Source organism: Streptomyces sp. NPDC091289 (assembly GCF_044757365.1).
Lineage (GTDB): Bacteria > Actinomycetota > Actinomycetes > Streptomycetales > Streptomycetaceae > Streptomyces.
Genome location: NZ_JBIVUT010000014.1, coordinates 72,696 through 86,497, shown reverse-complemented (window position 1 = coordinate 86,497; position 13,802 = coordinate 72,696). Strand labels below are relative to the sequence as shown.

The 13,802-nt window shown below is 73.6% G+C and carries 9 protein-coding genes; 3 read left to right on the top strand and 6 right to left on the bottom strand.

What is annotated here, in order from left to right; all coding sequences use genetic code 11:
* Positions 1 to 35: 35 nt before the first annotated feature.
* Positions 36 to 914: an arylamine N-acetyltransferase gene (locus tag ACIQPT_RS19995; protein ID WP_401157212.1), complete on the bottom strand. Its 879-nt coding sequence runs from the start codon at positions 912 to 914 to the stop codon at positions 36 to 38.
* Between the two features lie 109 nt (positions 915 to 1,023).
* On the opposite strand from ACIQPT_RS19995, the gene ACIQPT_RS19990 reads away from it, so the two are divergent.
* Entirely contained in the window at positions 1,024 to 1,482 is a 459-nt protein-coding gene (locus ACIQPT_RS19990; protein WP_401157211.1) for a pyridoxamine 5'-phosphate oxidase family protein, read from the top strand.
* Positions 1,483 to 1,567: 85 nt separating this feature from the next.
* Here ACIQPT_RS19990 and ACIQPT_RS19985 read toward each other — a convergent pair whose 3' ends face one another.
* The 5 genes from ACIQPT_RS19985 to leuS form a co-directional block, all read right to left on the bottom strand.
* Positions 1,568 to 4,135, bottom strand: a complete 2,568-nt coding sequence (locus ACIQPT_RS19985) for a ComEC/Rec2 family competence protein (protein ID WP_401157210.1) — start codon at positions 4,133 to 4,135, stop codon at positions 1,568 to 1,570.
* On the bottom strand, positions 4,132 to 4,872 hold the full coding sequence (locus ACIQPT_RS19980) for a helix-hairpin-helix domain-containing protein (RefSeq protein WP_401157209.1): 741 nt from the start codon (positions 4,870 to 4,872) through the stop codon (positions 4,132 to 4,134). Before ACIQPT_RS19980 ends, ACIQPT_RS19985 begins: the two co-directional genes overlap by 4 nt.
* A gap of 623 nt (positions 4,873 to 5,495) precedes the next feature.
* Positions 5,496 to 6,341, bottom strand: coding sequence for a DegV family protein (locus ACIQPT_RS19975; RefSeq protein WP_401157208.1), 846 nt, complete (start codon positions 6,339 to 6,341; stop codon positions 5,496 to 5,498).
* Positions 6,342 to 6,471: 130 nt separating this feature from the next.
* The gene (locus ACIQPT_RS19970; RefSeq protein ID WP_401157207.1) at positions 6,472 to 7,242 is read right to left on the bottom strand and encodes a hypothetical protein; all 771 of its coding nucleotides are present in this window, start codon (positions 7,240 to 7,242) and stop codon (positions 6,472 to 6,474) included.
* A gap of 136 nt (positions 7,243 to 7,378) precedes the next feature.
* On the bottom strand, positions 7,379 to 10,246 hold the full coding sequence (leuS, locus tag ACIQPT_RS19965; protein ID WP_401157206.1) for a leucine--tRNA ligase: 2,868 nt from the start codon (positions 10,244 to 10,246) through the stop codon (positions 7,379 to 7,381).
* Between the two features lie 542 nt (positions 10,247 to 10,788).
* Between leuS and ACIQPT_RS19960 the strand changes: the two genes are divergently transcribed.
* Both ACIQPT_RS19960 and ACIQPT_RS19955 read left to right on the top strand, forming a co-directional pair.
* Positions 10,789 to 12,189: a hypothetical protein gene (locus ACIQPT_RS19960; protein WP_401157205.1), complete on the top strand. Its 1,401-nt coding sequence runs from the start codon at positions 10,789 to 10,791 to the stop codon at positions 12,187 to 12,189.
* The gene (locus ACIQPT_RS19955; protein ID WP_401157204.1) at positions 12,186 to 13,763 is read left to right on the top strand and encodes an NADH-ubiquinone oxidoreductase-F iron-sulfur binding region domain-containing protein; all 1,578 of its coding nucleotides are present in this window, start codon (positions 12,186 to 12,188) and stop codon (positions 13,761 to 13,763) included. The genes ACIQPT_RS19960 and ACIQPT_RS19955 overlap by 4 nt, the downstream gene beginning before the upstream one ends.
* Positions 13,764 to 13,802 lie beyond the last annotated feature (39 nt).

The following is a 13,802-nucleotide window of genomic DNA, read 5'->3' as shown; positions in this document are numbered from 1 at the left end:
GTGGTACGGGTCACTCGTCCGGGACGTTCGCGGGGTCAGGGGCGGGGGCCGCCGCTCCCCGGCACGGCGACTGCCTCCCGGACCACGGGAACCCGGGAGAGCCGCACCCCGAAGTGGTCCCGGTAGGCGGCGAGCACCTCCTCGTCCGTGGCCAGTTCCGTACGGTGCCGCTCCCCGCCGACCGTGGTGACCAGGGACCGTCCGCTCAGCGTCACCCGCCCGGTATCCGTGTACCGGGAGCACACCAGGGACCGGGTGAAGTGCGAGTCCGGCGAGGTGCGGTGGTACCAGGACCCGCCCCGGAACTCCGGCAGGGTCCGCGGCCTCAGGTCGAGCCGGAACTGCCGCGAGCCGCCGCGCAGCAGATCCAGATCCCCCTGCGGCGCTTCACGGAACCGGAACACGCCCCGGGGGTCCTCCTGCTCCGTCCGGTCGTCGAGCGCCAGCGGCCGCAGCGCGTGGTCGCCGAACCCGACGTCCGCCAGCCAGGGCCCCGTGCCGTCCTCGGTCTCCACCCGCAGCGCCATGTGGTCGTACGGAATGCCCAGCCGGCCGCCGTCGCCGAAGACCCGGGCCTGGAGCAGGGTCACCCGGAAGCCGAGGGCGCGCAGCAAGGCGCCGAACGCGCCGTTCAGTTCGTAGCAGAAGCCGCCGCGCCCGCCGGTCACCTTGTCCATGAGCGCCCGTTCCTCCAGCACGATGTCCTCGCCCAGGTGGACCGAGAGGTTCTCGAAGGGAACGGCGAGCAGATGCCGGTGCTGCAGTTCGCGCAGCTCTTCGATGCCGGCCCGCGCCGGCCGGTCCGCACCGATCCGGGTGAGATAGGCGTCGACGGCGGCGTCGGTGATGCCGCCGTCGCCCCTGTCGGGTTCCGGGACGGAGGCATCGGACGTCGTGGGTGTCTGCGAGGTCATGGGCCCAGTCTGCGCCCGCTCCCGCCGCGAGAACCACCGGTCCTAGGACTCCGGCCCGAGGCCTCTGGCCCGAGGCGCGGCACGGTGATCGCCCTCTAGCGTGTCGCGCATGACCGAACACGCACCCCCGCGCAGCCGCGAACAGCGCAAGCAGGACGTCCTGGACCACCTGCGACAGGACGAGGACGCGTGGGTGGCGACGGCCTCCCCGGACGGCGTGCCCACCCTGGTGCCGCTGTCGTTCCTCTGGGAGGACGACACCGGCACGCTGGTGATGTGCACCCGGCGGACCAATCCGACGGCCGTCAACGTGACTCCGGGCGGCCCGATCCGGGTCACCCTCGGCCCCACCCGCGATGTGGTGCTGATCGAGGGCGACGCGAGGATCCTGGAGGGAACGGACCTTCCCACCGCGACGAAGGAGGCCTTCGCCGCGAAGCTCAGCTGGAACCCGCGCGGCCCTCGCTGGGTGTTCCTCCGCATCACCCCCCACACCGTGCGCGCCTGGCGCGAGTCGAACGAAATCGCCGGCCGCGACCTGATGCTCGCCGGGGAGTGGCTGGCCTGACCCGCGCGAGGCGAATTCCGGGAGCGGCACGGCACGGCACGGCACGGCAACGGGCGGGCGGGCGGGGCGGATTCCGGCGGCGATGTCATGACCGGCCCACCGCCCGCAGCTCCTTCCCGGCGCCCGTCACCGCGATCGACCCGTCGGTGTCGGTGCGCAGGACCCGGGCCCCCGCCGCCCTGAGGGCGTCCACCGTGCGGGCCGACGGGTGGCCGTACGGGTTGTCCGCGCCGCAGGAGATGAGCGCCAGCCTCGGCCGTACGTCGTGGAGCAGCCCGGTGTCCTGGAAGGCCGAGCCGTGGTGGGCCACCTTGAGGACGTCCACCGGGCCCGACGCCTCCCGGCCGCGCAGCAACTCCCGCTGGGCCGGGGGTTCGAGGTCCCCGAGGAGCAGCAGGGTCAGCCCGCCGGCCGCCCGTACGCGCAGGGTGACGCTGGAGTCGTTCGGCTCCAGGGCCGCCGTCGGCCCCGCTCCCCCGGGCCCGGGGCGCGGCCAGAGGACCCGCCAGTCGACCGGACCCGCCCGGCGGTGCTCACCGGCCACGGCCCGCAGGGTCGGGACCCGCGCCGCGGCCGCCGTCCGCCGCACGAACGCGGCCTGCTCGGGCGGCTCGTGAAGGCTCGTCGTCTGGATCGCGCCCACCGCCCTGCCCCGGAGCACGCCCGGCAGCCCGCGCACATGGTCGGCGTGGAAGTGGGTGAGGATCACGAGCGGCACCCGGGTCACCGCGAGGTCGCGCAGGCACCGGTCGACCGCGTGGGGGTCGGGTCCGGCGTCGACGACCACACCCGTGCCCTCCCCCGCCATGAGCACCATCGCATCGCCCTGCCCCACGTCGCAGAGCGCGAACGCCCAGTCGGGCGGCGGCCATCCGGTCATGATCCGGGTCAGCGGGACCGGCCGCAGCACCGCCAGCACGAGAAGCAGCCCGATGGCCGCACAGCCCCAGGGGTGCCGGGCCAGCCTCGGGGCCAGGAGCACGGCCAGAACCGTGAGGCCGGCCAGCAGCGCCGCACCAGGCCACCCTCCGGGCCACTGCGCCTCCGCCCCGGGAAGGCCCGCCCCCGTGCGGGCGACCGTGGCGATCCACTCGACCGGCCAGCTCGCGATCCGGGCCAGCAGCTCGGCCACCGGCGGGGCGACCGGGGCGACGGCGAGGGCCGCGAACCCGAGCACCGTCGCCGGTGCCACCGCGAACTCCGCCAGGAGATTGCACGGGACCGCCACCAGGCTGACCCGCGAGGCCAGGACCACCACCACGGGTGCGCACACGGCCTGCGCGGCCGCCGCCGCGGCCAGCACCTCCGCGAGCCTGCCCGGCACCCGCCGTGCCCGCAGGGCGAGACTCCACCGCGGCGCGAGCGTCAGCAGCGCACCGGTGGCCAGGACCGACAGCAGGAAGCCGTAACTGCGGGCGAGCCAGGGGTCGTAGAGCACCAGGAGGACGACAGCCGCCGCCAGGGCGGGAATCAGGGACCTCCGGCGGCCCGTTCCGATCGCGAGGAGCGTGATGAGACCGCAGGCCGCCGCGCGGAGCACGCTCGGTTCCGGACGGCACACGACGATGAAGGCGAGCGTCAGCGCGCCGCCGATCAGCGCGGTCCCCCGCAGGGAGATCCCCAACAGAGGTGCCAGACCGCGCCGTTCCGCGCTCAGCGCCGCCCCGGGCGGCCCGACGAGGAGAAAGAGCAGCACCGAGAGATTGGCCCCGGAAACGCTCAGCAAGTGCGTCAGGTCGGTCGCCTTGAAGGCGTCGTGGAGTTCGGGCGGGACCCTGGAGGTGTCACCGACCACCAGCCCCGGCAACAGCGCACGCGCGTCCGCGTCCAGTCCGTCCGTCGCCTCCCGCAGTCCGGCGCGCAGCTCCCCCGCCGTGCGCTGGATCCACGTCGGGGGCCCGGTGATCCGGGGCGCCCCCTTGTCGTCCACCCGCAGGACCGCCGCGAGGCGCTCGCCCCCGTGTGCGGGAGGCGACAGCCGGCCGGAGATCCGGAGCCGGGTGGACGGCAACAGCTTCTGCCAGTCCGCCCGATGATCGCCCGCCGCGACCATGAGCAGCACCGGCGTACGGACCCGGGTGCTCGGGCCGCCCCCCGTCCGCACCTCCATGACCTCGGCATCGAGAAGGAGAAGGGCCGGGGCGCTGTGGTTGCCCCGTACCGCAGGGCGGGTCGTCCGGGGATCCGAGGTGACCCGTACGTCGGCGTCGATCCGCGCATGCTCCCGCGCCAGCCCGGGAACGGGGCCGCGCCGCACATCGGCCCCGTGGAGCCCGGCCACGGCCGCGCCCGCCGCCGCGCACAGCAGCACGGCTCCCCCGGCGACGACGACCCGGAACCGTCCGGCGGCGACGACGTCCCGGGACCGTCCGACGGCCCTCGCCCCCCGGGAGATGTGCGCGGCCGCCACCAGCAGAACGAGCGCCGGAACCGCACAGGCGACGGTCACCCCGGCCACCCACCGCCCCGGGAGCCCCAGCGCCACCGCGGCCGCGGCCCAGACCGCCAGGGCGGGCGGAAGGAGCCTTAGGTCCGTGGGCCCCTCCCGACGCGGGCCCGCCCCGCTCCCGGTGGTGTCCCCGTCCCCGTCTCCGGCTCCGTCCGCGCCCGCGCCCGCGGCCCTGGGGGCGAGCCGGGCCTCGCCGCTGCTCATGGGCGTACGAGGGGCTGGAGGTCGGCGAAGCGGCGGTCGCCGATCCCGTTGACCTGCCGGAGCTCGTCGACGGACCGGAATCCGCCGTGCTCCGTGCGGTAGTCGATCAGATGCCGGGCCAGCACGGGCCCGACCCCCGGCAGGGTCTCGAGCTGCTCCGGGGTCGCCGTGTTCAGGCTCAGCGGAGCCGAGGGTCCGGGCCCGCCCGGCGCACCGGCCGGCCCGTCGGCACCGCCTCCTCCGCCACCGGACGCCCCCGAGACCGGCGGGCCGGGCGGAACCCCCACGACGACCTGCTCACCGTCCGTCAGGACCCGCGCCCGGTTGAGCCCGGTCACGTCCGTGCCGGCGCGCACACCGCCCGCCGCCTCCAGCGCGTCCGCCACCCGCGAACCCGCCGGAAGCCGACGGACCCCCGGCCGGCGCACCTTGCCGCTCACATCGACGACGATCTGCCCGCTACCCCCTGCTTCCCCGCCCGGCGGCGCTCCGGCGGCCGGACGGGGCACCGGATCGGGCGCGCCGGACCGTAACGGATCGGGTGGCAACGCGGGCGCCGCCGCCTCGTCCGCGACCGGTTCCGGCGCGCGCACGGTCTGGGGGCGTACGGACCAGAAGTGGAAAGCGGCGAAGGCCACGGCCGTGAGCAGCAGCAGGCCGATCGCCACCGGCGTGCGCGGCGCCATCCCGCACCGGAGCCGCACCCACAACGGCAACCGCTCCCGGACGGCCGACACGACACGGCGCACCGTCGACGGACCACGACCGGACCGCTCCCTCGCAGCCCCGGGTACGAGCTCGGGCGCGGGCGCGGACTCCGGCACCGAGGTGGGCTCATGTACCGGTGCGGGTGCCGGCGCATGTACCGGTGCGGTAGCGGCATCGCTCCCGAGCCCGGAGGCTCCCGCCATCAGCGCATCCGCCCGGCGACGCGCGGCCGCCGCCAGGGCGGAACGCCCCCGCGCGGACCGCCGTCCTCCGTGGCGTACACCGGAACGAGCACCGGGACCCGTACCCGCCCGGCCGCTCGGGCGCGAACCGGAACCGTGCCGCACCCGGACGGCGCGCCGACCCGGCAACGGGTCGGTCGGAGCCGAAAGCGTGGACGTAGACGCGGAAGGGGACAGGGCAGGGGAAGTGGTCGAGGAATCGGGCGACTGGACAGAGGCGGCGAAGGCATCGGGAGCCGACGCCCGAGGAGATCGAAGGGCCATGCCTCACGACGTTAGGCACATCCACCGGAACCCGCTGAGCAGCACCGATTCCTGTGGAAGGACCGGCAGTTGTGGACAACTCGGCCACTCCACGGAGTGAAAATCCGCCGCACCCCACTCAACTCACCGAACTCAACTCACCGAGCTCACCGCAGCGAGATCACCGCGCCGAGCAGCCCCGGCCCCGTGTGCGCCCCGATCACCGCGCCGACTTCGCTGACATGGAGGTCGACCAGCCCGGGAACGCGTTCACGCAGCCGCTCGGCCAGGCGCTCCGCGCGCTCCGGGGCGGCGAGGTGGTGGACGGCGATGTCCACCGGGGCCGAGCCCGCCCGCTCGGCGACGATCTCCTCCAGGCGGGCGATGGCCCTGGACGCCGTCCGTACCTTCTCCAGCATCTCGATCCGCCCCCCGTCGAGCTCCAGGATCGGCTTCACCGCCAGCGCGGATCCCAGCAGGGCCTGTGCCGTGCCGATCCGGCCGCCCCGGCGCAGATAGTCGAGAGTGTCGACATAGAAATACGCCGAGGTACCCGCGGCCCGCTTCTCCGCGGCCGTCACCGCTTCGTCCAGGCCGCCGCCCGCCTCGGCGGTCTCCGCCGCCGCGAGGGCGCAGAACCCCAGGGCCATGGCGACCATGCCGGTGTCCACCACGCGCACCGGGACGGGGGCGTCCTTCGCCGCGAGCAGCGCGGCGTCGTACGTGCCCGAGAACTCCGACGACAGGTGCAGTGACACCACCGCGTCCGCCCCGCCCTCGGCCGCCGCCCGGTAGGCCGCGGCGAAAACCTCGGGGCTGGGGCGGGACGTGGTCACGGAGTGGCGTTTCTGCAGAGCCAGGGCGAGCGAGCGGGCCGAGATCTCCGTGCCCTCCTCCAGCGCCCGGTCGCCCAGGACAACGGTCAGCGGCACCGCGGTGATGCCGTGCCGTTCCATCGTCGGGCGCGGCAGGTAGGCCGTTGAATCGGTGACGATAGCGACATGGCGGGACATGAGCCGGAGGTTACCTGGCGTCGCGGGAGTGCGGCAGCCCGGCCCCGGTCCTCTGATCGTTCGTGGTCGCTTCGGAACGTATCCGGCCGGTTCGTACGGTCGTACGTACGCCGGGAGTCGGCGCAGGTGCTCAGTTCGTCGTCTCGGGCCGGGTCGACTTCTGCCAGGGGTAGGTCGTGCGGGACCGGGGGTCCGGTGCGGTGATCGCCTGCGGGCTCTCCTCGCGGGCCGGTCCGGCCCAGGCCTCGTCCGCCGTGCTGCTGTTCCCGGCCGAGGGGCCCGCCGGGGCGGCCGGCTCGGGCCAGTCCGTCCCGGGGCCGTGGCTCGACGGCGCTCCGGAAGCCTGCGACGGCTCGTCCACGGTCCAGTGCCGCAGCGCGCCGGCCTCGATGTCGATCTGCGCGTTCAACGCGTCCAGGTCGTCGTCGGCGAACTGCCGCGCCCGGTCCCGTGCCGCCCAGCGCAGCGAGTCCGCCGAGTGCGTGATCCGCTGCGTGCGCTCCCTCAGCTTGGGCAGCAGGCCGGCGACCGTCGCCCGGTCCGGCTCGCGCTCCAGCCGCTTCAGCTCGTCGTCCAGCTCCAGGCCGTGCGCGCTCAGCCGCCGGAACAGGCCCACCGACTCCGCCAGGGACGCGTCCTCGGCGACTCCGGCGTGCAGGGCGTCCTGGGTGGCCCGCATCGAGGTCCGCAGGGCAAGCCGCAGCTGGGCCAGCTCCCCCGCGACGCCGGGCTGACCGAAGCTCTTGGCCCGGAGCGTGGTGTCCTCCACATGGCGGCGCGCCTGGGTGATCGTGCGGTCCACGCCGCGCTTGGCGGCGCCGACGGCCTTCACGGTGACGAAGACACCCAACGCGATGAACGCGACGAAGAGCAGCGCCAGGATCGTGATCGCGGCTGTCATGAGTGCCCCTCGGTGTCTCGATGCGGCTGCCGGTACCGGTCGCCCCCTCCACCGTAAACGGAGCGGGCAGGCCGAGGGTTCCTTCGGAACCCCCAACCTGCCCGTAGGGGATGGCCCTGACCGCGTACGAGAGGGGTCACGCGGGGACGATGTTCACCAGCTTCGGCGCGCGCACGATCACCTTGCGGATCCCGGCCCCGCCCAGCGCCGCGACGACCGCCTTGTCGGCCAGCGCCAGCGCTTCCAGCTCCTCGTCGCTGATGGAGGGCGAGATCTCCAGGCGGGCCCGGACCTTGCCCTTGATCTGGACGACGCAGGTGACGGTCTCGTCCACGACGTACGCCGGGTCCGCCACCGGGAAGTCCTGGTGGACGACCGACTCGGTGTGGCCCAGCCGCCGCCACAGCTCCTCCGCGATGTGCGGGGCCAGCGGGGCGATCAGCAGGACCAGTCGTTCGGCGACCGAACGCGACAGCGGGCCGCCGGCCTTCGTCAGGTGGTTGTTCAGCTCGGTGACCTTGGCGATGGCGGTGTTGAACCGCATCCCCGCCATGTCCTGGCCGACGCCGTCGATCGCCTTGTGCAGGGCGCGCAGGGTGTCCTCGCCGGGCTCCGTGTCGACGACGGTGATCTCACCGGTCTCCTCGTCGACCACGTTGCGCCACAGCCGCTGCAGCAGCCGGTACTGGCCGACCACGGCCCGGGTGTCCCAGGGGCGCGACACGTCCAGGGGGCCCATCGCCATCTCGTACAGGCGCAGGGTGTCCGCGCCGTACTCGGCGCAGATCTCGTCCGGCGTGACCGCGTTCTTCAGGGACTTGCCCATCTTGCCCAGGACGCGGCTGACCTTCTCGCCCCCGTAGTAGAACGCGCCGTCGCGCTCCTCCACCTCGGCGGCGGGAACGGCGATGCCCCGGGCGTCGCGGTAGACGAAGGCCTGGATCATGCCCTGGTTGTACAGCTTGTGGAACGGCTCGGCGGAGGAGATGTGGCCCAGGTCGTGCAGCACCTTGGACCAGAAACGCGCGTACAGCAGGTGCAGCACGGCGTGCTCGGCGCCGCCGACGTACAGGTCGACACCACCGGTGGGCTGACCCTCGCGCGGGCCCATCCAGTACTGCTCGATCGACGGGTCGACCAGCTGCCGGTCGTTGGTCGGGTCCAGGTAGCGCAGCTCGTACCAGCAGGAACCGGCCCAGTTGGGCATGGTGTTGGTCTCGCGGCGGTAGCTCTTGGGGCCGTCGCCCAGGTCCAGCGTCACGTTGACCCAGTCGGCGTTGCGCGACAGCGGGGTCTCGGGCTGGGCGGTCGCGTCCTCCGGGTCGAAGGTGCGCGGCGAGTAGTCCTCGACCTCGGGCAGCTCCAGCGGCAGCATCGACTCGGGCAGCGGGTGGGCGATGCCCTCCTCGTCGTACACGATCGGGAAGGGCTCGCCCCAGTAGCGCTGCCGGCTGAACAGCCAGTCGCGCAGCCGGAAGTTGACGGTGCCCTCGCCGACGCCGTGCTCCCGCAGCCAGTCGGTGATCCTCGCCTTGGCCTCGACGACGCCCAGGCCGTCCAGCGAGATGTCCTCGTTCGCGGAGTTGACCAGCTTCGCGTCGTACGAGCCGAAGGCGTCGTCCCACGTGGAGGGGTCGGTTCCGCGTCCGTCGGAGGGCTGGACGACACAGCGCATCGGCAGTTCGAAGGCGCGCGCGAAGGCGAAGTCGCGGGCGTCGTGCGCCGGTACGGCCATGATCGCGCCGGTGCCGTAGCCCATCAGGACGTAGTCGGCGATGAAGACGGGGACCTTCTCGCCGCTGACCGGGTTGGTCGCGTACGCGCCGGTGAAGACCCCGGTCTTGTCCTTGGCCTCGGCCTGCCGCTCGACGTCGGACTTGGCGGCGGCCTGCTTGCGGTACGCGGTGACGGCCTCGGCCGGGTTCGCGTGGCCGCCGGTCCACACCGGGTGGGTGCCCTCGGGCCAGGCGGCCGGGATGATCCGCTCGACCATGTCGTGCTCGGGCGCCAGCACCATGTACGTGGCGCCGAACAGGGTGTCCTGGCGGGTGGTGAAGACGGTGATGCCACCGGCGCTGTCCACCGGGAACTCGACGCGGGCGCCCTCGGAGCGGCCGATCCAGTTGCGCTGCTGCAGCTTGATGGCCTCGGGCCAGTCCAGCCCGTCCAGGTCGTTCAGCAGCCGGTCGGCGTAGGAGGTGATGCGCATGTTCCACTGGCGCAGCTTCGCCTTGAAGACGGGGAAGTTGCCGCGCTCGGAGCGGCCGTCGGCGGTGACCTCCTCGTTGGCCAGGACGGTGCCCAGACCGGGCGACCAGTTCACCGGGGCGTCGGAGGCGTACGCCAGGCGGTACTGGCTCAGCAGGTCGGCGCGCTCGGTGGCGCTCAGCGCGCTCCACTCACGGCCGTCGGGGGTGGCGCGGGTGCCGCTCTCGAACTGCTCGACCAGCTCGGCGATCGGGCGGGCCCGGTCGGCCTCGGTGTCGTACCAGGAGTTGAAGATCTGCAGGAAGATCCACTGCGTCCACTTGTAGTACTCGGCCTCGATCGTCGCGAAGGAGCGGCGGTTGTCGTGGCCCAGACCCAGCCGGCGCAGCTGGACCTTCATGTTCTCCATGTTGGCCTCGGTGGAGACCCGGGGGTGGGTGCCGGTCTGGACGGCGTACTGCTCGGCGGGCAGGCCGAACGCGTCGAAGCCCAGGGTGTGCAGCACGTTGTGGCCGGTCATCCGCTGGTGGCGGGCGTAGACATCGGTGGCGATGTAACCCAGCGGGTGTCCGACGTGCAGGCCCGCACCCGAGGGGTACGGGAACATGTCCATGATGAACTTCTTCGGCTTGGCGGCCAGCTCCGGGTCGCCCGCCAGGTCACCGGTGGGGTTCGGCGCCTCGTACGTCCCCTCGGCGTCCCAGAAGTCCTGCCAGCGTGCCTCGATGTCGGCGGCCATCGCCGCCGTGTAGCGGTGCGGCGCGGCCGTCTCGGCTGCGGAATTCGTCTCGCTCATGATCCTCAAAGCTCCATCGATCGTCATCTGCCGGGAAACGAAAAATCCCCTCGCACAGGAGGGGACGCCGCGCTGACTCCGACCAGGCGTTCTCACCGGTCGGGACTCTTCAGCGCGGCTCGCTAAGCAGAAGGCGTACGGCACGCATGGCGTCAGGGTACCGCACGGACCCGGAAGGGAGCGGGGAGTAACCGGAGGGCGGACATCGCGCGCGCGAGCCGGAAACCTTCCGCCCGAATGTCGCTCTCCGTAGCCGAAACGCGACGCTTCTGTGGGGGCGCGGTGTGCGTTCGGCGGGCTTCCCGTGGGCGTCCGATGGTCATCGCGTGGAGTCCTGGGGCGACCTCCGGGGCGGAGGGAACGCCCGGGAAGCGGGGGTTACTCGGCGTACCGACCTCTTTCGGGGCAACCGAGCAAAGCCCGTACTGGTTGGTATGGGGCGTCCTAGCATGCGGCAACGGGACCGCTTTGCCGAACTATTCGGAGTCGCCCCCATGAACCCTCATCGCAAGATCCGCGTATCCACCGGCATGAGCCCCGGAATGAGTCGGCCGGTACAGGGCGGCCTGACTGTCGCCGCGTTGGTTTTCGTCCCTCTGTTCGCCGTCGCAGGGAGCGACGAGCTGCGCGCCACCCTCGATTTCACCACCGGCGTCCTGTCGCTGGTGTCGCTCAGTGCGGCCGTCGCCTGGGGCCTGCTGGCCACCGACCGGCTGTTCCTCTCCACCCGTCAGCGGATCGTCTGCCAGGGCATCCACCGGGCCACCGCCGTGGCCTCGCTCGGCTTTCTGCTGCTGCACGGAACCGTGAAGGTGGCGCTCGGGCATGTAGCCCTGATCGGCGCCCTCATACCCTTCGGTCTCGGCGTCACCGGCACGGCCGGTCTGATCGGATTCGGCTCGCTGGCCGGGCTGCTGATGGTCGTCTCGGCCACGACCGGCGCTCTGCGCAGCGCCTTCGCGCAGCCCTCTCCCAAGGCCGCCCGGCTCGGTCAGTCGCTGGCGTCGCCCCGGGACACGGGCGGCATCGCGGGCCGGTGGCGCGCCGTGCACGCGCTGGCGTATCCGGCCTGGTGCGCCGCGCTGATCCACGGTCTGTACGCGGGTCGGGCACCTGCCACCTGGGTGGTCGTGATGTACGGCCTCTGCCTCGCGGGAGTCGCCGGCGCGCTGTGCCTGCGGCTGCTGCCGCGCCCGACGAAGCGGCGGATCGCCGACCGGATCGCCGAACTGCTGGGCGAGGGGCCCCCGGCCGCCCCCGATCCCGTCCTGCGGGAGTCCCCCTCGTCCGCCGGGGAGCCCTGGCCCGACCCGGCCGCCTGGAGCGAACCCGACCGGGACTTCAGGGGTACGCCGGTGCGCCCGCGCACCTTGTCGGCGCCGATCCCTCCGGCCTCGCCCCCGCCCACGGCGATCCCCGGCTCGCTGCACGAAGCGCCGACGGAAACGCTGTACGGGTCCGTGTCGCCCCTGTACGAGCCGCCGCCCCGCAGCGCCGACCGCATCGCCTTCGGCCCTCCGGAGGGCATGCCGGACCTCGAGGGCATGCCGGACCGAGGGCGGAGGAACACGCCGGGGCCAGGACCGAGGCCGAGGCCGGGGCCGGGGCCAGGACCGGGGCCGGGCATAGCGGCCGGATACCGCGCCGTCTCGCTCGGCAACGGCCCGACGCTCCCGCCGGAGACCCGCTGGCCCTCGCCGTCCCCCGCGCCGCCCGCTCAGGCGCAGACCGCACAGGAACACACCGCGCAGGAACACACGTACGCGCCGCCTCCCTACGGCGCGCCGGAATACGACAGCGCCTCACCCTCCCCCTCACCCGCTCCCTCGCCCTCTCCGTCCCCCTCCCCCTATGCCGCGCCCCGTGCCGAACCGGCGCCCGGGCCGTTCACCGCGCCCCCGGCCGGTGAACCCTGGCACGCACCCGCAGGAGACCGACCGTGAACGTCCCCCTCCCCGATGTGCCCGAGGTCCGCGTCGTCGGGCTGCCGCAACTGACCACCGGATTCGACCTGGTGGAGCGGCTCGACCTCGCCATGCACCTCAAGGTGCACGGGCCGCTGGAACCGATGACCGGTGAGCGGCTGGCCGAACTGGCCGAAGCGATCTCCCTGCGCGGAAGGGGAGGCGCCGGTTTCCCCTTCGGCAAGAAGCTGCGGGCCGTGGCGAAGGCGTCCATCCGGCGCGGGGTGCGGCCCGTCGTGGTGATCAACGGCAGCGAGGGCGAGCCCGCCTGCCGCAAGGACACCGTCCTGCTCAACCGCGCCCCGCACCTGATCCTGGACGGTGCGCTGCTGGCCGCGGAGGCACTCGGAGCGCGCACGCTGGTCGTCGCCGTCACCCGCAACTCCACGGAGGTCTCCGTACGGGCGGCCCTCGCCGAACGCGGCCTCTCCGACCGGCGCGGCCAGCAGTTGCGCGCCCGCGTGGTCCGCACCCCGGAGCGCATGGTCTCGGGCGAGGCGTCCTCGGTGATCCGGGCGGCGAACGGCGGACCGGCCCTCCCGCCGGGCCGGCGCGAGCGGGCCGCGGAGACCGGGGTGGGCGGCGCCCCGACGCTGCTGTCGAACGCGGAGACGTACGCCCAGCTCGCCGTCGCCGCCCGGATCGGGCCCCGCCGGTACGGGCACACCGGGCTGTCGAGCGAACCGGGCACCGTCCTGCTCACCGTCTCCGGCGCGGTGGCCCGGCCCATGGTCATCGAGGTGCCGACCGGGGTGCCGCTGCGGTACGTCCTGGAACTGGCCGGAGCCCCGCCGCTCCCCCAGGGCGTGCTGACCGGCGGCTATCACGGCAACTGGATCGACGCGGTCTCCTCGCACAACGCCGTGGTCTCCCGCGAGTCCCTCGCCACCGTGGGCGGCGCGCTCGGCGCGGGGGCCATCCTGCCGATCGGGCCGGACACCTGCCCGCTCGGCGAGTCCCTCCGGATAGCCAACTGGCTGGCCGCCGAGACCGCCGGACAGTGCGGGCCGTGCAAGCTGGGGCTCCCCGCCGCCGCGGGCGGGCTCTCCGACCTGCTGAACGGCGGCGGTCCCGCCGCCCTGGAGGCCCTGCGCGAGGTCACCCAGGCCGTGAAGGGCCGCGGGGCGTGCAAACACCCGGACGGTTCCGCCCGGTTCCTGCTCTCGACCCTGTCGGCGTTCACGGACGACCTCGCCGCACACGTCCTGGACGGCGGCTGCGGCCGGGAGACGGTCGGGGTCCTGCCACTGCCCGCACCCGGCTACCAGGACGTGGAGGAGTCGATTCCGAGCGGCGAGAAGCTCGCGGTCGACTGGACGCTCTGCCAGGGGCACGGCCTGTGCGCGGACATCGTCCCCGAGCTCGTCCGGCTGGGCCCGGACGGTTATCCGGCGCTGGCGGACGCCGCCGTTCCGATGCATCTGCGCGGGCGCGCCCAGCGGGCCGTACGCCGTTGCCCCGCCCTGGCGCTCCGCATCGAGCAGCCGCCGGCCGAGCAGCGCCCCGCCCTGCCGGCGGCGGGCCGGCGTGCGCTCGGCAGCGGGCGCGACTGACCGGAGCCGGAGTAGCCGATCCGGACAAAAGAACTGGAC